Annotated in this window: 21 protein-coding genes; 11 read left to right on the top strand and 10 right to left on the bottom strand. The window is 33.1% G+C overall.

Translation table 11 applies throughout. The annotated features are described in order from the left end of the window. Positions 1 to 81 precede the first annotated feature (81 nt). The 7 genes from QLQ96_RS22720 to QLQ96_RS22690 form a co-directional block, all read right to left on the bottom strand. Positions 82 to 648, bottom strand: coding sequence for a YceI family protein (locus QLQ96_RS22720; RefSeq protein WP_482493391.1), 567 nt, complete (start codon positions 646 to 648; stop codon positions 82 to 84). A 39-nt stretch (positions 649 to 687) separates the two neighbouring features. After that, a complete protein-coding gene (locus tag QLQ96_RS22715) occupies positions 688 to 1,320 on the bottom strand; it encodes an NAD(P)H-dependent oxidoreductase (RefSeq protein ID WP_482493390.1) in 633 nt (210 codons plus the stop codon). 13 nt (positions 1,321 to 1,333) lie between these two features. Continuing rightward, a complete protein-coding gene (locus QLQ96_RS22710) occupies positions 1,334 to 1,792 on the bottom strand; it encodes a MarR family winged helix-turn-helix transcriptional regulator (RefSeq protein WP_111288898.1) in 459 nt (152 codons plus the stop codon). A gap of 288 nt (positions 1,793 to 2,080) precedes the next feature. Further along, positions 2,081 to 3,658, bottom strand: a complete 1,578-nt coding sequence (locus QLQ96_RS22705; RefSeq protein ID WP_482493389.1) for a glycerol-3-phosphate dehydrogenase/oxidase — start codon at positions 3,656 to 3,658, stop codon at positions 2,081 to 2,083. 235 nt (positions 3,659 to 3,893) lie between these two features. Continuing rightward, positions 3,894 to 4,370, bottom strand: coding sequence for a DUF6691 family protein (locus tag QLQ96_RS22700; protein WP_482493388.1), 477 nt, complete (start codon positions 4,368 to 4,370; stop codon positions 3,894 to 3,896). A gap of 10 nt (positions 4,371 to 4,380) precedes the next feature. Beyond that, the gene (locus QLQ96_RS22695; RefSeq protein WP_482493387.1) at positions 4,381 to 4,944 is read right to left on the bottom strand and encodes a YeeE/YedE family protein; all 564 of its coding nucleotides are present in this window, start codon (positions 4,942 to 4,944) and stop codon (positions 4,381 to 4,383) included. Positions 4,945 to 5,034: 90 nt separating this feature from the next. Continuing rightward, positions 5,035 to 6,450, bottom strand: a complete 1,416-nt coding sequence (locus QLQ96_RS22690; RefSeq protein ID WP_482493386.1) for an MBL fold metallo-hydrolase — start codon at positions 6,448 to 6,450, stop codon at positions 5,035 to 5,037. A 263-nt stretch (positions 6,451 to 6,713) separates the two neighbouring features. Here QLQ96_RS22690 and QLQ96_RS22685 point away from each other — a divergent pair, with 263 nt between their 5' ends. From QLQ96_RS22685 to QLQ96_RS22665, 5 genes are all read left to right on the top strand, one after another. After that, positions 6,714 to 7,304, top strand: a complete 591-nt coding sequence (locus QLQ96_RS22685; protein WP_482493385.1) for an HD domain-containing protein — start codon at positions 6,714 to 6,716, stop codon at positions 7,302 to 7,304. Between the two features lie 256 nt (positions 7,305 to 7,560). Then, on the top strand, positions 7,561 to 8,907 hold the full coding sequence (locus QLQ96_RS22680; protein WP_482496999.1) for a cytochrome ubiquinol oxidase subunit I: 1,347 nt from the start codon (positions 7,561 to 7,563) through the stop codon (positions 8,905 to 8,907). Between the two features lie 2 nt (positions 8,908 to 8,909). Beyond that, complete coding sequence (gene cydB, locus QLQ96_RS22675; RefSeq protein WP_482493384.1) at positions 8,910 to 9,986, top strand: cytochrome d ubiquinol oxidase subunit II; 1,077 nt, start codon at positions 8,910 to 8,912, stop codon at positions 9,984 to 9,986. 578 nt (positions 9,987 to 10,564) lie between these two features. Further along, positions 10,565 to 10,969 (top strand): hypothetical protein, encoded by a 405-nt coding sequence (locus tag QLQ96_RS22670; protein ID WP_482493383.1) that lies wholly within the window; start codon positions 10,565 to 10,567, stop codon positions 10,967 to 10,969. Positions 10,970 to 11,206: 237 nt separating this feature from the next. Then, entirely contained in the window at positions 11,207 to 11,593 is a 387-nt protein-coding gene (locus tag QLQ96_RS22665; RefSeq protein WP_482493382.1) for a helix-turn-helix transcriptional regulator, read from the top strand. A 91-nt stretch (positions 11,594 to 11,684) separates the two neighbouring features. Here the strand turns inward: QLQ96_RS22665 and QLQ96_RS22660 are convergent, their stop codons facing one another. Beyond that, positions 11,685 to 12,470 carry a sulfite exporter TauE/SafE family protein gene (locus tag QLQ96_RS22660; RefSeq protein ID WP_482493381.1) on the bottom strand — a complete coding sequence of 262 codons (786 nt, stop codon included), beginning with the start codon at positions 12,468 to 12,470 and terminating at the stop codon, positions 11,685 to 11,687. A gap of 155 nt (positions 12,471 to 12,625) precedes the next feature. Further along, positions 12,626 to 13,252 carry a Crp/Fnr family transcriptional regulator gene (locus QLQ96_RS22655; RefSeq protein ID WP_482493380.1) on the bottom strand — a complete coding sequence of 209 codons (627 nt, stop codon included), beginning with the start codon at positions 13,250 to 13,252 and terminating at the stop codon, positions 12,626 to 12,628. Positions 13,253 to 13,612: 360 nt separating this feature from the next. Between QLQ96_RS22655 and QLQ96_RS22650 the strand changes: the two genes are divergently transcribed. The 4 genes from QLQ96_RS22650 (at position 13,613) to QLQ96_RS22635 (ending at position 18,544) form a co-directional block, all read left to right on the top strand. After that, positions 13,613 to 13,924: a rhodanese-like domain-containing protein gene (locus QLQ96_RS22650; RefSeq protein ID WP_482493379.1), complete on the top strand. Its 312-nt coding sequence runs from the start codon at positions 13,613 to 13,615 to the stop codon at positions 13,922 to 13,924. A 73-nt stretch (positions 13,925 to 13,997) separates the two neighbouring features. Beyond that, complete coding sequence (locus QLQ96_RS22645; RefSeq protein ID WP_482493378.1) at positions 13,998 to 15,578, top strand: NADP-dependent glyceraldehyde-3-phosphate dehydrogenase; 1,581 nt, start codon at positions 13,998 to 14,000, stop codon at positions 15,576 to 15,578. A 312-nt stretch (positions 15,579 to 15,890) separates the two neighbouring features. Beyond that, positions 15,891 to 17,768: a M1 family metallopeptidase gene (locus QLQ96_RS22640; protein ID WP_482493377.1), complete on the top strand. Its 1,878-nt coding sequence runs from the start codon at positions 15,891 to 15,893 to the stop codon at positions 17,766 to 17,768. 164 nt (positions 17,769 to 17,932) lie between these two features. Then, positions 17,933 to 18,544 (top strand): hypothetical protein, encoded by a 612-nt coding sequence (locus tag QLQ96_RS22635; RefSeq protein ID WP_482493376.1) that lies wholly within the window; start codon positions 17,933 to 17,935, stop codon positions 18,542 to 18,544. A gap of 45 nt (positions 18,545 to 18,589) precedes the next feature. On the opposite strand, the gene QLQ96_RS22630 is transcribed toward QLQ96_RS22635, so the two are convergent. Beyond that, the gene (locus QLQ96_RS22630) at positions 18,590 to 19,153 is read right to left on the bottom strand and encodes an outer membrane beta-barrel protein (RefSeq protein WP_482493375.1); all 564 of its coding nucleotides are present in this window, start codon (positions 19,151 to 19,153) and stop codon (positions 18,590 to 18,592) included. 174 nt (positions 19,154 to 19,327) lie between these two features. On the opposite strand from QLQ96_RS22630, the gene QLQ96_RS22625 reads away from it, so the two are divergent. Next, entirely contained in the window at positions 19,328 to 19,735 is a 408-nt protein-coding gene (locus tag QLQ96_RS22625) for a GNAT family N-acetyltransferase (RefSeq protein WP_482493374.1), read from the top strand. 169 nt (positions 19,736 to 19,904) lie between these two features. Beyond that, entirely contained in the window at positions 19,905 to 20,285 is a 381-nt protein-coding gene (locus tag QLQ96_RS22620; protein WP_482493373.1) for a hypothetical protein, read from the top strand. Positions 20,286 to 20,301: the final 16 nt, after the last annotated feature.

The following is a 20,301-nucleotide window of genomic DNA, read 5'->3' as shown; positions in this document are numbered from 1 at the left end:
ATGAAAAGGATAGGAAAAAATAAACCCCAACAGTATGAACTGCTGGGGTTATAATATTTTTGAATTATTAAGCTTAAAATATTAGAATTTTAAAGCTACAGCTAATTCAAATTCGTCGTTGATAGTTTTATCTCCTAAACCGTCGAAGAAGCTACCTGAACCGTATTTAATATCGTATTTAGTTCTGTCAACTTTGAAAGCAGTTGTAGCAGTGTTTCCAGCTACAGTAATATCAAAAGTTACTGGTTTAGTAATTCCTTTGATAGTTAAGTCTGCAGTTACAGTGTAAACGTCAGCAGATTTTGCACCGATAGTTTTGAAAACTAATTTTGCAGTTGGGAATTTGTCAGTTCCGAAGAAATCGTCAGCTTTTAAGTGACCGTTTAATTTTCCTTGGTATTCTCCAGTTAAATCTGTAGAAGTTAATGAAGTCATATCAACTGTAAAGCTTCCTCCAGTTAATTTTTTTCCTTTGAAAACTACAGCACCTTCTTTGAAGTTTACAGTTCCAGAGTGCTCTCCAGTTACTTTTTTACCTACCCATTTAATAGTAGATGCTTTTACGTCGATTTTTTTAGTTTGAGCGTTTACTGAAATTCCAGCTGCAGCTACGAATAATGCTATTGCAATAGTTTTTAAATTTTTCATGTGTTTTAAAATTAAAATTTGAATTTGATTAATAAATAATTATAGAGTGATAAATAATTCTTCGTGTGATTTTCTAACTTTTTTCTGGTGTTGAGATTTGTCGTCATCATGTCTGTAACCTACAGTTGCAATTACAGAAGCATTTAAACCTAATTTGTCAAAACCTAAAATTTCGTTGAAAGAAGCTGCGTTGAAACCTTCCATTGGAGTAGCATCAATTTTTAATTCAGCAGCTGCATTTAATAAATTTCCTAAAGCTAAATAAGTTTGTTTTGCAGTCCAGATGTGTTTTGCATCTTCAGATAAATTTGAAACAACACCTTTCATCATGTCGCTAAATCCTCCTAAAGCTTCAGTAGGAACACCTCTTACTTCGCTAATGTTGTTAATGTATTTGTCAACAGAACCTCCGTCAAGACTTAAATCATTTGCAAAAATGAATAGGTGAGAAGCATCTGTAATTTGAGTTTGCCCCCAAGCTGCTCCTTTTAATTGTTCTCTTAATTCTGGATTTTCAACAATAACAACTTTATAAGGTTGTAATCCGTATGAAGAAGCACTTAATCTAACCGCTTCTTTTAATGTATTTAAATCAGCATCTGATATCTTTTTTGAAGCATCGTATTGTTTAGTTGCGTATCTCCAATTTTGATTTTCTAAGAAATTGCTCATAGTTTTTATTATTTTATTTGTTGGTTCTATATTTTTCTAATAATTGGTTTAAGAAAACTAATTCTTCTGGTTTTAAATTATTCGCAAATGTTTGCTCATGCTCATCTACTTTCGGATCTAATTCTTTCAGAACATCTAATCCTTTTTCTGTAATCGAAACTTCAATTTTTCTTCGATTATCGGGGCAGACGTTTCTTGTCACAAAATCCTTTAATAATAATTTGTCCACCAAACGTGTTGTGTTGCTTGTTTTTGCAAGCATTCGCTCTTGTATCACGCACATATTAGCAGGTTTTCCTTTTTGTCCTCTTAATATACGTAACACATTATACTGTTCTCCAGATAAATCATACGGTTTGATCAACTCGTTGAAATGATCCTGAATCACATTTTGCGTGTACATGATATTCAGAATAACTTTTTTCGCATTATCCATCTTAACCGTACTCTTAATAACCTCTTCAATTGTCATAGTCGTAAGTGTATAATTTGTATATACAAATGTAGAACTTTTAATAGTTGTATATACAAATGTAGTGTTAATTTTTTGTTAATGCGAATAAATGCATTTTTGAAAGAACTAAAAAATTAGTTTTTAGATCCTAAAATTAAAGTAATTTTTTAATATAAAGTGTTGATATGTTGTGAATTAATAATTTTTTAAAATCAAGAAGTAATTTTGATTTGGATTATTTGCCGAATGACTTTTTGTAAGATGATTTTAAACCGAAAGTTCCTCAAAATCAGCTGAATTTATAATTTATTGAAATTCTGATAGAAGAAAACCGTTTGCTATTTGCCTGAAATCTGCAATTTCGGTGTTTATCCAAGCTTCATCGTGTCCTAATTCTTTAGCAATTACTCTAGAAATTTTCTCAGAAACTTCAATGGCAGCTCTCGCATCTAAGAATAATAAGCGAACTCGTCTTGCCAAAACATCATCAACTGTTCTTGCCATTTCATAACGGATAGCCCAAACGACTTCTGCCATCGTAAATTCGTGATTTGGATGCAGTTTTTCTTTTAATTCGGGTTCGTTTTCTTGCAGTTCAATTATTTTCGAAATATCAGAACCATATATATAAAGGTGATTTTCTCTGTTTGCAGCATTCGTTGGTTGGTTTCCATGAATGGAAAGATGCTCTGTAGTGCATGCTTTATTAGGTAATTTTCCAGTTTTGATTGCTTTGTCTATAATGTCTTCAGCAATTTTTCGGTACGTTGTCCATTTTCCGCCAGTAATAGTAATTAGACCAGTTTCTGAAACTATAATTTTATGACTTCTTGAAACTTCTTTAGTGCTTTTACCTTCTTCTTTCGGCGCTGCCAACGGACGCAATCCTGCAAAAACAGAAAGTACATCGGCTCTTGTTGGTTTTTTTCCTAAAAAACGCTGTGCAGTTTCCAAAACAAATTGAATTTCGCTTTCTAATGCAATGGGTTCTAAGCTTTGTTTTTTAATTAAAGTATCAGTCGTTCCTACTACAATATGATTATGCCACGGAACGGCAAATAAAACTCTTCCGTCTTTTGTTTTAGGAATCATCAAAGCATTTTCACCAGGAAGAAAAGATTTATCAAACACCAAATGAATTCCCTGACTCGGAACAATGTATTTTTTATAAACGTTATCATTCAATTTCATGATCGCATTTGTGAAAACTCCTGTCGCATTAATTACAGCAGAACCTTTAACATCATATTTAATTCCGCTTTCTTGATCCTGAACTTCAACACCAATAATTTGTTTTTTGTCGTCTTTTAATAAATTGACCACTTTTATATAATTCAAAAGACAAGCTCCATTTTCTACAGCGGTTTGGGCAAGATTTATTGCCAAGCGTGAATCATCAAATTGTCCGTCGTGATAAATAACGCCGTTTACCAAACCGTTTTCTTCTACGTTTGGAAGCAATTCAACCGTTTTCTTTTTCGAAAGATATTTAGAACTTCCTAAGCTCAGACAACCCGATAATAGATCGTAAATCTTTAATCCGATAGTGTAAATAAAACTGCTAAACCAATTGTAGTTTGGAATAATAAAAGATTGATTTTTGACTAAATGATTTGCATTTTGAGCTAATAATCCTCTTTCTTTTAAAGCTTCTCTAACTAAATGCACATTTCCTTGTTCTAAATAACGTACTCCGCCGTGAACCAATTTTGTGCTTCTGCTTGAAGTTCCTTTTGCAAAATCGACAGCCTCAAATAAGATTGTTTTATAACCTCGGCTTGCAGCATCAACAGCTGTTCCGAGACCGCTTGCTCCGCCGCCAATAATTATCACATCCCATTTTTCGGTATTTTGTAGTTTGAATAATTGTTCGGAACGATTCATGTTTTGGCTTTTATGTTTGTTTTTGGGAAAATGTTGTTTGAAGCAAACTTAACGAAATGAAATTAATAATTGATGAAGAAAAAAATCAGGTTGTTTTTTGTTTCAAGTTTCAGGTTTCAAGTTTCAGTTCGTAACTTAAAAAAAACAAACCCGACAGGTTTTTAAAACATGTCGGGTTTACTATCGTGTTTTCAAACTTGAAACTTGAAACAAATAAAACTTGAAACAAATTATTTTAATGCGGCAATTTATCTTTTATCAAGCCATAAAACCAAGTTCCGGCAATTGCACTTACTAAAGTAATAACAATTACAGTTGCTCCCGTACCAATTTGAGCGAAAAGAGGACCAGGACAAGCACCAGTTATCGCCCACCCAAAACCGAATAACAATCCGCCGTAGATTTGTCCTTTGTTGAAAGTCTTTGGCTGAATTTCGATTTTTTCGCCATCAAGAGTTTTGATGTTGAATTTTTTAATCAATTGAACTGATATTAATCCAGTAACAACAGCGCATCCAATTACGCCATACATGTGAAACGATTCAAGATTGAACATTTCTTGAATACGGAACCAGCTGATGATTTCTGCTTTTACGAATACAATTCCGAAGAAGATTCCAACAACTAAATATTTAAGATTTGCAAATGCATTTTCTTTTTTTACGCTTGCGTTGATTCCTTCGCCGTCGATATTTTTATTTTCTAAACTCATTTTCGAAATTTTAAAGTGAAAGAATATAAGGTAAAATCAAAAGTGCCATTATAAAACCGCCAATCATAAAACAGATTGTAGCAACCAATGAAGGCCATTGTAAATTTGATAATCCCATAATCGCGTGTCCGCTTGTGCAACCGCCAGTGTAACGAGTTCCGAAACCAACTAAAAATCCGCCCACAACAATCATAATAAATCCGCGAAGCGTTAATAAACTTTCCCAAGAAAATAATTGAGTCGGAACTAAACCACTATGATCTGTTATTCCATAAGTCGCTAATTTCTCTGATAATTCAGGAGCAATTTCCACCGGATTCGGATTTGATAAGAAAGAAGCAGCGATAAAACCGCCTAAAAATATTCCAAAAACAAAGAATAAATTCCAGCTTTCTTTTTTCCAATCGTATTTAAAAAATGAAATATTCGCAGGAATACAAGCCGCACAAATATGACGAAGAGAAGAACTAATCCCAAATGATTTATTTCCGATAATTAATAAAATTGGAACAGTTAATCCAATTAACGGACCTGCAATGTACCAAGGCCATGGTTCTTTAATGATTTCTAGCATAATTTTTTAAGGTTCTAAGTGGCTAAGATTCTAAGTTGCTAAGGTCAAAATCTTAGAACCTTAGAATCTTAGTAGCTTAGCATCTTTAAATTATTTTAATACTTTACTTTGACAAACAAAATCTGATTTTGGAATATTGGTTTTTGAAATCGCTCCAAAACCGCCTTCCACTTCAGAAAAATTTCTGAAACCTCTTGCTTGAAGGATAGAAGCAGCAATCATACTTCTGTAACCTCCAGCGCAATGCAAAAAGAAATGTTCGTTTGGGTTAATATCTTTCACCCAATCATTTATATAAGCCAAAGGTTTGCTGTAAGCGTCATCAATATGTTCTGCTGCGTATTCTGTTTCTTTGCGAATATCTACAACTTTATCTTCACCAAATTTAAATTTATTTGCAAATTGTTCTGCTGTAATTCGGTTTACGGTGTCAATTTCAAAACCTGCATTTTGCCAAGCTTCAAAACCGCCTTCTAAATGTCCGATGATAGTATCAAAACCAACACGGCTTAAACGCGTAACAGTTTCTTCTTCCATACCAGCTGCAGTAACCAGAATAATTGGCTGTTTTACATCGGCAATTAAAGTTCCAACCCAAGGAGCAAAATCTCCATTGATTCCGATATTGATAGATTGTGGAATAAATCCTTTGCTGAAATCGGCAGCGCTTCTCGTATCCAAAATTAAAGCGCCAGTTTCTTCTGTCACGACTTCAAATTCTTTTACGTTTATAGCTTTCATTCCGTTGTGTAAAACAGTTTCAAAGCTTTCGTAACCTTGTTTGTTCATGGCAACGTTCATGCTGAAATAGGCTGGAGGAGGTAATAATCCGTCAGTTACTTCTTTGATGAATTCTTCTTCGGTCATATTTGCACGCAAAGCATAGTTCGTAGCTTTTTGATTTCCGATTGTTGAAACGGTTTCTTTGCTCATGTTTTTTCCGCAAGCGCTTCCCGCACCGTGCGCAGGATAAACAATTACATCATCAGCCAAAGTCATAATTTTATCTCTTAATGAATGAAATAAAATTCCAGCCAATTGATCTTGAGTCATTCCAGCTGCTTTTTGAGCTAAATCAGGACGTCCAACATCGCCAATGAATAAAGTGTCTCCAGAGAAAATTGCATGATCTTTTCCGTTTTCGTCAATCAATAAAAAAGTGGAACTTTCCATTGTATGTCCTGGAGTGTGCAAAACTTTAATCGTTACTTTTCCGATTTTGAATTCTTGTTGGTCTTTCGCAGAAATGCAATCAAATTCACAAGTGGCATTTGGTCCGTAAACAATTGGCGCTCCAGTTTCTTTGCTTAAATCAACGTGTCCAGAAACGAAATCAGCGTGGAAATGCGTTTCAAAAATATATTTCAGCTTAACTCCATCACGTTCTAAACGATCCAGATAAGGCTGAATTTCTCTAAGCGGATCGATAATGGCCGCTTCGCCATTTGAAGTGATATAATATGCACCTTGCGCAAGGCATCCGGTGTAGATTTGTTCTATTTTCATGATAGGTATTGTAAAATGATGGGATACAAAGGTAACTTAGTTTTTTAAAAAATTAGGTGACTAATGTTACAGAAATTCGGTTTTTTCGAAAAACGTTTGTTGATTTTACCATATAAGTAATATAAGATCATTTTAGTTCCAGGTCTACCTTATATTTCCTTGTAATTTTAAACGAGATACAAATTCCAACTTATAATTACTTATATCACTTATATGGTGGAAAAAAAACTTTGTAATTTTACATTTTTCCAAAAAGGACTATCATGAACACACAACTATTATTGGATCAAATTGCTTTTATAAAAGAAATTGATAAAGTAAAATACATTCAGCGAAAAACAAAATTATTCAACAGTGACCGCTGCGAAAACGACGCAGAACACAGTTGGCATTTGGCTTTAATGGCAATTGTTTTGGCTGAACATTCCAATGAGCCGATTGATGTTTTGAAAGTTGTAAAAATGGTTTTAATACACGATATCGTAGAAATTGATGCAGGAGATGTCTTTATTTATGATACTGTAAAAAATCATTCAAATACAGATGAAGAACGTTTAGCTGCCAATAGAATCTTTGGTTTATTGCCTAAAAATCAAGCGGAAGAATTCATTTCAATTTGGGAAGAATTTGAATCTGGAGAAACCAACGAAGCCAAATTTGCAAAATCAATGGACAGACTTGAGCCATTATTGCAAAACACTTCTAACAACGGTGGAACTTGGAAAGAATTTGGAGTGAAATATGATAAAGTTTACGAAAAGAAAAGCGTCATAAAAGAAGGCTCAAAATCGATTTGGAATTACGCTGAAGGTTTGATTAACGAAAGTGTAGAAAAAGGGATTTTGGAGAAGTAGTTTTAAACCATATAAGTTATAAAAGTAAATATAATTTGTTGTCATTCAAAATCTCACCAGATTTGCTCCTGCAAGGTTTCCAAAACCTTGTAGGTATTAAATTTTAAAACAGACCTACAAGGTTTTGGAAGCCTTGCAGGAAGAAAGAACTTATATAACTTATATGGTTTAAAATTTTAAAAAGAAACTTATGTTTTAAGAGGCAATTCGGGTTCTAATGGTTAAATTTGTGGAACTTCATAAACAAATTACCATTATGGAAGAAATGCTCTTTTATGATCGAATGCAATTTGCCTTCACGATTACTTTTCATTATCTTTTTCCACAACTTACAATGGGTCTTTCGCTCATCATTGTTTACTTCAAGTGGAAATATTTAAAAACTAAAGACGAACAATACAATCACGCCACCCATTTCTGGATGAAAATCTTCGCCCTCAATTTTGCAATGGGCGTTGTAACCGGAATTCCGATGGAGTTTCAGTTTGGAACCAATTGGGCAAAATTCTCCGAATTAACAGGAGGAATTATCGGTCAAACCCTTGCCATGGAAGGAATGTTTTCCTTCTTTCTTGAATCTTCATTCTTGGGAATATTTTTGTTTGGAGAAAAACTTCTCGGACATAAATGGCATTTTGTAACTGGATTATTAATTATGATTGGTTCTTGGGCCAGCGGATTTTTAATCATCGCCACACATTCTTGGATGCAAAATCCTGTTGGTTATGAAATCTTGGAAAACGGAAAATTTGTTCTGAATAATTTTCAAGCTTTATTCTTGAATCCGTGGCTTTGGCCGTCTTATTTGCACAATCAAGCCGCTTCTATGGTAACTAGTTCTTTTGTTGTTGCCGGAATTGGAGCTTTTTATATTTTAAGTAAAAAGAATGTTTCTTTCGGGAAATTGTTCTTGAAAACGGGAGTAATCTTCGGATTGATTTCAAGTGTTATTGTTGCTGTTCCTACGGGAGATTTATTGGCTAAAAATGTTGTGAAATATCAACCTGTAACTTTTGCTGCGATGGAAGGAATTTTTCATACCGAGAAAAAAGGTTCTGAAATTGTTTTAATTGGTCAGCCCGATGTAAAAGACAAAAAACTGGATAATAAAATCGCCGTTCCTAATATTTTAAGTTTCCTGACTTATGGAAATTGGGATCAGGAAATTAAAGGTTTAGATCAGTTTGAAGAAGATTTGCATCCGACTAATATTTCTGGATTGTATTATGCGTATCATATTATGGTCGGATTAGGAACTGTTTTTATTGGATTAATGGTGCTTTCTCTTTTTCAATTAATCAGAGGAAAATTGTTTGAAACCAAATGGCTTTTATGGTCTTTAATGTTCATGATGCCGTTTCCGTATATCGCCAACACAACAGGTTGGTACACCGCCGAGTTAGGAAGACAGCCGTGGTTGGTTTACAATTTAATGCGAACAGCTGCTGGTGCTTCGCCAACCGTTTCTTCAGGAAATACGTTATTTACATTGCTTGGTTTTATAGGTTTATACCTTTTACTTGGAATGTTATTTTTGCTTTTGATTGGAAAAATTATCAATAAAGGACCTCATCATGTGGAACTTTCAACAGAAAAAATATAAGTATGGAATTTTTTTGGTATATAGTTTTAATGGGAATTCTGGCTGTTTATCTGGTTTTAGATGGCTATGATTTTGGTGCAGGAATTATTCATTTATTTTTTGCCGATACAGAAAAAGATAAAAAAGCAATCACCAATTCAATTGGTCCGTTTTGGGATGCCAATGAAGTTTGGCTAATTGCAGCAGGAGGAGTTTTGTTTTTTGCTTTTCCGACTTTATACGCTTCGTCTTTCAGCGGATTTTATCTGCCATTGATTATGATTTTATGGCTTTTGATTTTTCGAGCAATTGGACTCGAAATGCGTGGGCAGATTCATAATCACATGTGGGAAGCCGTTTGGGATAAAGCTTTCGGAATTGCAAGTTTGCTCTTGGCTTTGTTTTTTGGAATTGCTTTAGGAAATATTGTTCGTGGTGTAAATCTCGGAATGGTTCAAAACGGAGTTTCTACGCAAGAAGCGCATTATTTCTTTTTGCCTTTGTGGAATCCAACTTTTAGTCCGCAGGCGAATGAGTTGGGAATTATCGACTGGTTTACACTTTTCCTCGGAATTGTAAGTGTTGTCGCTTTGACAATTCATGGTGCGAACTGGATTATTTATAAAACAAATTCGGCGCTAAATCCGAAATTGAAAAATGTAATTTTCAAACTGAATTTTGTTTTGCTGATTTTGGTTTTTATTTCTTTGGGAATTTGGCATTTTATCGAGCCAAAACCATTTCATAATTTCATTGAAAATCCGATTCTTTGGTTTTTTCCTTTAATGACTTTTGTTGGAATTGCAGGATTATTCAAAGTTCGTTCCTTCAAAAAAGACGGTCACGGATTTGTTTTTTCAACCTTATTTTTATTGGGAGGATTTGCTTCTACAGCAGTTTCAATTTTCCCAAATGTTTTGCCTTCAACGAATAAAGTAAATCCGTCTTTAACGATTTATAATACTGTGGCTCATGAATACGGATTGAATGCTGGTCTGAGCTGGTTTTTTGTGGCTTTGTTTCTGGTGATTGTTTATTTTATTATTCAATATCGCGTTTTCAGTGGGAAAATGGATGATATTGGGTATGGAGAACATTGATTTTTTGATAGCCACAAATTGCACAAATTTATATAAAGGATCTCCAGTTTTAACTGGAGGTTTTTTTGTTTGGATATGAATTAGGCTTTAGCCAAACTTTTCGATTCTGGCTAAAGCCTTTTTTTGCATGTATTTTTTTTTACCTCCAGCTAAAGCTGGAGGCAATTGAAAAAATTATTCTTTGCAATCTCACTATTAATTTTTACCTAATGAATTTGTAATAACGAAAACTTCTGCTTACCTGAGTCTGCGTTAGGGATAGGAGCGGTATCTCCCGATTTAGAAAAACAAGGCTTTTTAGCCGTAGTTTTTGTTAATTGGGAATTTAGCGGATAGCCCGGCCGTAGGCAACGCCCAAATCATTCTTTTTATTTGCTAATATTTTTTATCGATAATATATAGGATAACTTTTACGAAAGATTTAATTACAACCGATAGTTATATTCTATAATGCCGATTGTAAGAAAAAAAAACTGTTAATGCTTAATATTGCGTATCTAAGAATCTTTTCCCCCAATGATTTTTAGAAATTGATTTTTCACTAGAAGCTTAAATCTATTTTTACCTACTAAATTATTATGCCATTAACAATTTTTTCCGACAAAGTTAGATTTCATTACAAATCTAAGAATTGGCAGTATCAGTTTGATGAAATTAAAGAACTGAAATTGCTTAAAAAAAAGAAAAAATATTTTCTTGAAAACGCTGCTTTTATAGCCGTAACCGCCGCAGCGTATTATTGTATGCTATTTTCCGATTTAATGGATTTGTATTACATTATCCCTGCGATTTTGTGTTATACGTTTATTGTCACTACTCGATTCGGGAACAAGCCCGAGTTTGTTTATTTTGTTTTTGTGAAAGATGTTTACAAGAACGAGATAAGAACTAAAATTGCCTCAAAAGATCGCGTATTGATCGGCAAACAGATCGATTGTTATTTAGATCTTCAGTTTGAAAGAAGTGTAAAAAGAACTGCGTAAAAAAATCAAAGATGCCCCTATTAGACATTTCCTGTTATGATTGTATTTTCATAATGGCAGCTTTGATGTACGGTTATTTTATCATTACGCAAAGAAAAAATTAACGTAATTCTACGACATAAGTACTTAATTATGAAGTAGCTTTATATTTTCCAACAATAAATAATAGTATAGTCGTGCCGTTAAATTATAACGGTTGGCTGTTTTGACTATACATGACTAAAAATCAGAAACAATATGGCCACAACAATTAAAAACAAAATCAAAAATATAAGAGAGTTAAAAAATTATACTCAAGAATACATGGCAGAAAGATTAGGCGTGACTCAAGCTGGTTACAGTAAAATTGAAAAAGGAAAAACTTCTTTAAGTTACGAAAAACTAGTTGAAATAGGAAAAATTTTGGATGTCAGCGTAGAAGATATAATTAGCTTTGATTACGATAAATACTTCAGTAGTTTCAATAAAATCACAGGGAATAATAACGGAAGTATTTTGATTAACGCTGATAACACTTCGGTTTTAAAGGAACTTTATGAAGATAAAATTCAATTGTTAGAAAAACTGCTGAATAGAACTGAAATAGAACTAGAACGGTATAAAGATAAATTTGGGGAAATTTAGAAGTTTTAGTTTCATCTTTGTCAAAGTGTAAAAGCTTTGACAAAGATTACTCTACAAGTGAAACTAAAATTAAATTCTTTGAAGTGATATTTTAAAATAAAACTTCTTTTGTGATAATATAAAATCCCATGACGAGAACAAACCAGCCAAAAAGTGGTTTTAATTTTGTGCCGTCAATTTTTTTAGAAAGCTGGCTTCCAATCAACATTCCGATTAAGGCCATTGCAGAAACACTTAACAGGAAAGTATAATTTATTGGTGTTCCGATGTACAAATCGCCTGCAAAACCTATAGATGAATTAATAGTGATGATTAATAATGAAGTTCCAACGGCTTGTTTCATTGGCAGATTAGCGAAAAAAAGCAACGCAGGAATAATTAAAAATCCGCCGCCAGCGCCAAGAAATCCAGTTACAATTCCGACTAAAAAGCCAATTAAACTAAGTTGAGAATAATTAGTTTCTGTTGGTTTTTTTTCAGTTTGATTTTTTTTAATCATCGAAATTGCCGCTGTAATCATCAAAACAGAAAAGATGATCATAATTAGAAAATCTTTTGAAACCGTATAAGAGGCAACAGAAAATAAAGTCGCCGCAATTTGAGGAAATATAACTTCACGAATTATTAAAATCGAAACAACGGAAGGAACAGCAAAATATAGAGCCGATTTCAGTTTCAAATTTCCCATTTTATAATGACTGAAACTTCCAAATAAAGCAGTTAATCCGACAATAAATAGAGAATAAGAAGTTGCCTGATCGGGATTTACTTTAAATAAATAAACCAAAATTGGAATAGTGAGAATAGAACCTCCTCCGCCAATTAAGCCAAGCGAAATTCCGATTACGATTGAGGCAAAAAATCCTAAATATTCCATTGCATTTATTTTGATGCAAAGTTGCTTCGGAAATTAGAAACCTACAGTAACATTTATCACAGAAGAGTTTTTTTCGCCACGAATTACACAAATTTCCACAAATTATTTTCACATAAAGAGAATTAGTGTAATTCGCGAAATTCGTGGCAAAAACTTTATTTTAATAATTCAATTTGGTTTCGGTTGAGCTTAACCAAACCTCTTTGTTCCATTTTTTTTAATAATCTCGAAACAACTTCTCTAGAAGTATTGAGTTCGGTTGCAATTTCCTGATGCGACAACTTAACTTCAGAACAGCCGCAGGCATCAGAATGTCTTTTTAGGTAAAATTCCAATCTTTCATCCATAGAACGGAAAGCAATATTATCAACCACTTCGAGGACTTCTTCAAAACGGCTTCGGTACGTTTCAATTACAAATTCGTACCAAGATCGGTGTTCCATCATCCATTTGTCCATCAATTGCAACGGAATCATCATGACGGTAACATCTTCGACAACTTTTGCCATAATCTGACTTTTTTCGCTTTTAGCAGTGCAAATCATTGAGATGGCGCAGGCTTGGCCAGGTTGCAAATAGTACATTAAAAACTCTCCGCCATCTTCGCCTTCTCGATAGATTTTGATTTTACCTTTAATAATCAAAACAGTATTTTTAATATACTGTCCGGTACGCATTAAAATTGTTCCGGTTTCAAAATTCTGAAGGCTTCCGTTTTCTTCAATTGTTTCGATAAGTTCGCTGGAGAAATTAGGGAAAATTGTTTTTAATGAATGTTGCATTTTGTGTTTTTTTTGCTGCGAATTAGATGAAATCGGACTAACTATTGCATGAAATTTAGTCTAATTCGCGACGGATATTTTTATGAAAATCGAATTAAAAAATGTAATTGTTTGCAAAGATAATGGTTTGAGTTGGGAATCATTATCATAAAACTAGATTTAAGAGTAATTTTATGCAAATGAAAAAATCCTATTTTCTATCGATTTTGTAGGCTGAATTTTTAAAAATAGTAACTAAATTTGTAATTCACTGATTATAATACTTTCTCTAAAACGTTTTCTGAGAATAATAATCGAAATCGCATTTGGTACGTTTTTTTTATATAGAAACGTCGTAATTTTACAAAAACACATTTTATTATGAATTTATCACAAGAAGATTGGGTTGCTAGATTAGAGGCTGACGAAAATGCAGTTATACTTGACGTAAGAACTGAAGACGAATTTAATGACGGATATATTGAGAGCGCTCTAAATATTGATATCAATAAAGGGCAGGCATTTATCTATGAAATCGAAGAATTAGACAAAAATAAAAACTATTACGTATACTGTCGTTCTGGTGCTAGAAGTGCAAAAGCATGCCAAATCATGAACGAATTGGGTATCGAAAACGCTTACAATCTGCTTGGAGGAATCCTAGATTGGGAAGGCGAAACAGTACAACCATAAGTAAAAAAGAGGCATAATAAAGCCTCTTTTTTCTTTTGAAAATAGAATTACCAGACCATTAAACAACCAAATTATGAGTTTTATACCAGAAGAATATCAGATTACGAGTTTGATAAATCAAGATACTTATCTTGTAAATGGAGAATTGAAACAATGGACAGGGCAAACCACACCTGTGTTTTCTACTATTTCTTCAACAGAAAAATACACGCCGACATTATTAGGATCTATTCCTTTTATGGGAGAAAAAGAAGCAGCAGAAGTTGTTGAAGCTGCTACCAATGCTTACGATATGGGACAAGGTTTATGGCCAACCATGAAAGTTGCCGATCGTATTAAAAGCATGGAAAATTTTGTCAAGCAAATGAAAGAAACCCGTGAAGAAGTAGTTAAGCTTTTGATGTGGGAAATTGGAAAAAACCTCGGAGATTCGCAAAAAGAGTTTGATAGAACTGTTGAATATATTCAGGATACTATTGACAGTTACAAAGAACTAAACGGACGCAGTTCGCACTTTGAAAAAGTACAAGGTGTAAATGCTATGATTCGCCGCGGGCCTCTTGGAGTTGTTTTGTGTCTTGGACCTTACAATTATCCTCTGAATGAAACTTTTTCATTGTTGATTCCTGCTTTAATTATGGGAAATACTGTAATTTTCAAACCTGCTAAACACGGTGTGTTATGTATTTCGCCATTGTTAGAAGCTTTCAGAAGCAGTTTTCCAAAAGGTGTAATCAACATTGTTTACGGTCGAGGACGCGAAGTGGCTTCTCCGATTATGAAATCCGGAAAAATTGATGTTTTGGCATTAATTGGAAATAGTAAATCGGCGATTGCTTTACAAGACCAGCATCCTAACAAAAACAGATTGCGTTTGATTTTAGGTTTAGAAGCTAAAAACCCAGCGATTATTCTTCCAGATGCCGATTTAGATTTGGCTATTCAAGAATGTATTACAGGTAGTTTGTCTTTTAATGGTCAGCGTTGTACAGCTTTAAAAGTGCTTTATGTTCACGAATCGATTGCAGAAGAATTTAATAAACGTTTTTCTGAAAAAGTAGATAGTTTGCTTTTTGGAAATCCGTGGGAAAAAGGAGTTTCCTTAACACCGCTTCCTGAAACAGATAAGCCAAAATATATTCAAGGTTTAATTGATGATGCAACTTCAAAAGGTGCACATATCATTAATTCAAAAGGAGGAAAACATACTGATAATTATATTTTTCCTGCTGTTTTATATCCAGTAAATAAAGAAATGCGCGTTTACCACGAAGAGCAGTTTGGACCAGTAGTTCCTGTACTTTCTTTCAAAGATATTAGAGAGCCTTTAAAAGATATGGCAGAATCAAATTACGGACAACAAGTGAGTCTTTTTGGTAAAGACATCAAAACTTTAGCGCCGCTAATTGATGCTTTAGTAAATTTAGTTTGCAGAGTAAACCTCAACAGTTCTTGCCAAAGAGGGCCAGATGCTTTCCCTTTCACAGGAAGAAAAGATTCTGCTGTAGGAACTTTGAGTATTCCAGATGCTTTGCGTTCTTTCTCAATCCGTACGTTTGTAGCTTCAAAAGATATCGATTATAATAATGAGATTCTGCAGGAATTGCTTAACAGCAAAGAATCAAATTTTATTAATACAGATTATATTTTGTAGTCCTCAAGGTTATATATTAATTGTAGATGCCGTCTGTCGCTTTTAGTGATAGACGGTTTTTATTTTTTTAGATGCTAAGATTCTAAGGTTCTGAGATTCTAAGTTTTTCTTTTTTGTGAAATGTTAGATGTTAGAAGTAAGATGAAGTTTTCACATTTCACATTTTACATTTCACAAATCACATTTTCACATCCCACATTTCACAATTCACCATTAACAATTTGCAATTAATAACTAAATTTGTAACATTCGTAGAAAAAAATCCACTAATACGATATCAAAAATTAATTTAAAAATACCTAAGAACTACTTATGAAAAAGAAATTTTTGCAATTTGCATTAATAGCATTTGTTCTTTTTGCCCAAAATAACTTTGCCCAAGAGCTTTATATGCCCAGAAATATAAAAGAAGCTTATGAAAACGGAACACGTTCTAAAGATGGAAAACCAGGAGCAAATTATTGGCAGAACCGAGGAAAATATAATATGGAAATTTCAGTTGATCCGAAAACGAGATTGGTCAGCGGAACTGAAACCATCATTTACGAAAACAATAGCAAGGATACGTTAAGAAACTTGGTTATTCGTTTTGTAAATAACCTTCACAAACCTTCTTCTCCTCGTGGAAGCGAAGTAAGCAATGATTTTTTGAGCGATGGATTAACAATTACTTCATTAAAGATAGAAAATGAAGTATACAAGGAAGACGCAAAAAAATGGGGAACTGTTGGAAATGTAAAATTGCAAAAACCAATTTTGCCGCGTTCTAAAACAATCATCAATATTCAGTGGAATTATCCATTGTCTATAGAAAGCGGTAGAGAAGGACAGATTGACGAAACGACATTTTTTGTAGCATATAGTTATCCACGCGTTTCAGTTTTTGATGATTACAATGGTTGGGACAGATTGGCGCATACAGACCGTCAGGAATTTTATAATGATTTCAATGATTATGTTTTTTCTGTAAAAGCACCAAAAAATTACGTGGTCTATGCAACAGGAGATTTATTAAATCCAGATGAGGTTTTACAGCCTGAATTTGCTTCACGCTTAAAAAAATCATACACAACAGATGAAATTCTGCATATCGCGAACGAACAAGAAATGAAAAGCGGAGTAGTAACGAAACAATACGATTGGAATGTTTGGAAATTTGAAGCTAAAAATATTTCAGATGTTTGTTTTGGTTTAAGTGATCATTATTTGTGGGATGCCAGCAGTGTTGTGGTTGACAAGAAAACAAATCGTCGCGCAAGTGTTCAAGCGGCCTATAATGTGAAAGGAACGGATTTTGTAAATTCAGTAAAAAACAACCAATATGCTTTAGATTGGTTTTCTAACAATTGGCCAGGAGTTCCTTATCCGTTTTCAAAAATGACGGCTTTTCAAGGTTTTGCAGATATGGAATATCCAATGATGTGCAACGATTCACAAATGGATGATCCTGTTTTTGCACAATTGGTTCAAGATCATGAAGTGGCGCATACTTATTTTCCTTTCTATATGGGAATTAATGAAACGCGTTATGCTTTTATGGATGAAGGCTGGGCAACGACTTTTGAATATTTAATCGGAATTGCAGAACACGGTAAAGAAGCAGCAGATAAATTTTATAAGGAATTTAGAGTGAAAAATTATATTAATGATCGCTCTACAGAAGAAGATCAGCCTATTATAACAATGTCAACGCAGGTTTCGGGAGCAGGTTACGGAAATAATTCTTATGGAAAAGCTTCTCTTTCTTATTTAGCTTTGAAAGATATGTTGGGAGATGATTTATTTAAAAAAGCGTTGCATGCGTATATGGATACTTGGAATGGAAAACATCCAATTCCGTGGGATTATTTTAATTCATTTAATACGGCAACAGGCAAGAATTTAAATTGGTTCTTTAATAATTGGTTCTTTACTAACAATTATTTGGATATTGCTGTAAAGGGTCTTTCTTCTGATAAGAAAACTATAACAGTAGAAAATATTGGCGGTTTTGCCATTCCATTTGATGTCATAATTACTTACGCAGATAAATCAAAAGTTACTCTGCATCAAACACCTGCAATTTGGGAGAAAAATCATAAAATAGCTAAAATAATTCTGAAAAGCGCAAAAAAAATAGAAAATATTGAACTTGACGGCGGAATTTTTATGGATGCAACGCCAGAAGATAATATTTTACATGTTAAATAATTGAATTAACTGTAAGAAATACTTTAATAACGCCACTTTGTTTTAATGAAGTGGCGTTTTTTGTTTAAAATAATAAAAAATATTCAAAATTGCGGGAAACCGTAAAGATATTTACAGGAAATAGATTATGTTTGCCGACTAATAAAAAACCTACAGTTTATAAAATGAAAAATACATTTGTTCTGATTGTTTTGCTAAATACCCTTCAATTTTTTGGACAAAATGATCAAAAGGCAGCATTTCAAAAAAACAAATATGATTTGGCTGTTTCGTACTACAAAAAAGCTGATTTTGTAAAAGCTATTGATTTATTTTCTTTGGCAGCGAAGATTAAACCTGAAAATGAAATCGGTCAAGAGGCTGTTAAAAAAGTTGATACTTTAAAAGAAATTTTAAGAAAAGACATTTTAAGCCATGTAATTGGAACTTGGAAAAAAACAGGAAACCAACCGGTTTGGTCTACTGCTACCACAAGTACTAATCAATCAAGTTTTGATGAAGTAGTAGAAGTTAAAGAAAACGAGCTATTATTTTACGAAGTTGACAAAAAAACGAAAGTAAAGAAACTTCTAAAAACAGAAAAATTGGTTTATAACGATGCCAAAAGTTGTGTGTCTGTATTCTCAGAAATTATACTTTCAGATGGATCAATTTGGAATTGCAGTCTTAATGACAAATTAAATGTACTGCATGTTATTAATGTAGCCGTTAAAACAGAAGAAGGAATACAAAAGATAAACAGTAATAATGAAGAAAGTTATTACGTTAAAATGTAAATAAGAGTCATAAAAAAGGGAATCGTTGATTCCCTTTTTTATGTTTTATAGAAATTTAAATCCAAGCGAGAGATTTGTTATTCCAGTTTTAATTTCACTATTAGAAGCATCAATATCGCTTAGTCCTGCAAGATATCTGACATCAAAAGTCAGCCTCCAAACATCAACTCCGACACCTCCAAGAACACTATGATTATTTCTTTCTATTGCGATAGAATTTAGATTATTGCTGGTGCTTATGTCGGAATAATTTTTCCAGTTGTACCCCACAAAAAGTCTCACATTCCCCAATTTTCCAAGCGGAATAATTTTAAGTCCCGCAATTAATGACGCATCTGTTCCTGCTAGTTTAAATTCAGTTTCTCCAATACCATTTTGGTATACGCTAAAATTAGTTTGTCCATACCCAAATTCGCCTTGAGCATAAAAAAGCGCAAGATTTACTCGGCCAAAAGCGGCAAATCCAACTCCTGTATTCGTATGGTCGGAGCTGAAATTTTTGGCATTGACAGAAGTAATATTAGTGGAAAACTGTGGTCCGATTTGTATTAATTGTGCGAATCCATCGGCACAAATACATAAAAATGCTGCTAAAAGAAATTTTCTCATAATACGATTTATTTGATTTTGGCACTATAAAAATAATCATAATAGATTGAAATTGAATGATTTGTCTGATTTATTTTTGCTTAAAGTTTTGAAAACTAGTTCTTTCTGTATTTCTAAATTTGCTTTTTACAATCAAATTAAAATGAATTATTTTTGAGGGATTAATGAATCATTATGGAAATTAAAATAATAAACGCATCAGATACTTGGCAGATAAGGCATGAAGTGATGTGGCCAGACCAGCCTTTTGAATTTGTAAAGCTTGAAGAAGATAATTTAGGATTTCATTTTGGAGTTTTAGAAGATGATAAATTAGTTTCTATAGTTTCTTGTTTTATTGAAGGAAAAGAAATGCAGTTTAGAAAATTAGCCACTTTAGAAGAATATCAGGGAAAAGGAATTGCTTCATATCTTTTAAAATATATTCTAGAATTCGCCAAAGAAAAAGATTTGGAAAAGGTTTGGTGTAACGCCAGAAGCAATAAAAAATCATTTTATGAGAAGTTTGAAATGAAGGATACTTTTAAAACTTTTGTAAAAGCAGGACAAGAATTTACGATTATGGAAATTTGGTTTTCTTAGTTGTAAAACTTAAAATATTGATTTTTAGTTTTTTAAAACAAATGTTTTATTTTGAAGTAAAACTATTCCTAAATATTTATAGAATGAAATCGTTTTCGTTTTATATAACTGTTAAACCTTGTTAAAAATTCTTTTTTTGTTTTGATTCTTTTATTACTTTCGCACCGAAATGAGAAAGTTAATAGTATTTTTAGTATTCATGAATATGCTTCTGTTAGGAGGAGGCCAATATTTGAATGCAAATACTTTTGGTCCTCATTCTCACCATCATCTGCAAAAACATAGAGTTAAATTCACTAATCAAGATCGTGGATCTTCAACAATTGAAGAAGCTACAGATATTGATCTAGAAGAAGATCTAATAGGTGGTGAAGATTTTGATTTACTAACGAGCAAATATTTTGCTGCTTCGTTTAGTTTGGTAGACGCTTTATATCTGGCACTTTCAGATCAGTCTGCTTCGAATGATTCTAATCGTTTAAAAATTTCTACGCCTGTTTTCGGGCATTCAAATCCTATCTACATTACTCAACGAGTATTAAGAATTTGATTTTACAGTATACATC

This window comes from Flavobacterium sp. B167r (assembly GCF_056824315.1).
This window is presented reverse-complemented; position numbering and strand designations above follow the sequence as displayed.

Excerpts from the sequence above, each read along its gene's own strand:
- QLQ96_RS22715 (WP_482493390.1), bottom strand. The coding sequence starts at position 1,320 with ATGAGCAATTTCTTAGAAAATCAAAATTGGAGATACGCAACTAAACAA.
- QLQ96_RS22620 (WP_482493373.1), top strand. The coding sequence starts at position 19,905 with ATGAGAAAGTTAATAGTATTTTTAGTATTCATGAATATGCTTCTGTTA.
- QLQ96_RS22645 (WP_482493378.1), top strand. The coding sequence starts at position 13,998 with ATGAGTTTTATACCAGAAGAATATCAGATTACGAGTTTGATAAATCAA.
- QLQ96_RS22685 (WP_482493385.1), top strand. The coding sequence starts at position 6,714 with ATGAACACACAACTATTATTGGATCAAATTGCTTTTATAAAAGAAATT.
- QLQ96_RS22695 (WP_482493387.1), bottom strand. The coding sequence starts at position 4,944 with ATGCTAGAAATCATTAAAGAACCATGGCCTTGGTACATTGCAGGTCCG.
- QLQ96_RS22640 (WP_482493377.1), top strand. The coding sequence starts at position 15,891 with ATGAAAAAGAAATTTTTGCAATTTGCATTAATAGCATTTGTTCTTTTT.
- QLQ96_RS22670 (WP_482493383.1), top strand. The coding sequence starts at position 10,565 with ATGCCATTAACAATTTTTTCCGACAAAGTTAGATTTCATTACAAATCT.
- QLQ96_RS22635 (WP_482493376.1), top strand. The coding sequence starts at position 17,933 with ATGAAAAATACATTTGTTCTGATTGTTTTGCTAAATACCCTTCAATTT.
- QLQ96_RS22720 (WP_482493391.1), bottom strand. The coding sequence starts at position 648 with ATGAAAAATTTAAAAACTATTGCAATAGCATTATTCGTAGCTGCAGCT.
- cydB (WP_482493384.1), top strand. The coding sequence starts at position 8,910 with ATGGAATTTTTTTGGTATATAGTTTTAATGGGAATTCTGGCTGTTTAT.
- QLQ96_RS22660 (WP_482493381.1), bottom strand. The coding sequence starts at position 12,470 with ATGGAATATTTAGGATTTTTTGCCTCAATCGTAATCGGAATTTCGCTT.
- QLQ96_RS22700 (WP_482493388.1), bottom strand. The coding sequence starts at position 4,370 with ATGAGTTTAGAAAATAAAAATATCGACGGCGAAGGAATCAACGCAAGC.
- QLQ96_RS22625 (WP_482493374.1), top strand. The coding sequence starts at position 19,328 with ATGGAAATTAAAATAATAAACGCATCAGATACTTGGCAGATAAGGCAT.
- QLQ96_RS22650 (WP_482493379.1), top strand. The coding sequence starts at position 13,613 with ATGAATTTATCACAAGAAGATTGGGTTGCTAGATTAGAGGCTGACGAA.
- QLQ96_RS22680 (WP_482496999.1), top strand. The coding sequence starts at position 7,561 with ATGGAAGAAATGCTCTTTTATGATCGAATGCAATTTGCCTTCACGATT.
- QLQ96_RS22690 (WP_482493386.1), bottom strand. The coding sequence starts at position 6,450 with ATGAAAATAGAACAAATCTACACCGGATGCCTTGCGCAAGGTGCATAT.
- QLQ96_RS22665 (WP_482493382.1), top strand. The coding sequence starts at position 11,207 with ATGGCCACAACAATTAAAAACAAAATCAAAAATATAAGAGAGTTAAAA.
- QLQ96_RS22630 (WP_482493375.1), bottom strand. The coding sequence starts at position 19,153 with ATGAGAAAATTTCTTTTAGCAGCATTTTTATGTATTTGTGCCGATGGA.
- QLQ96_RS22655 (WP_482493380.1), bottom strand. The coding sequence starts at position 13,252 with ATGCAACATTCATTAAAAACAATTTTCCCTAATTTCTCCAGCGAACTT.
- QLQ96_RS22705 (WP_482493389.1), bottom strand. The coding sequence starts at position 3,658 with ATGAATCGTTCCGAACAATTATTCAAACTACAAAATACCGAAAAATGG.
- QLQ96_RS22710 (WP_111288898.1), bottom strand. The coding sequence starts at position 1,792 with ATGACAATTGAAGAGGTTATTAAGAGTACGGTTAAGATGGATAATGCG.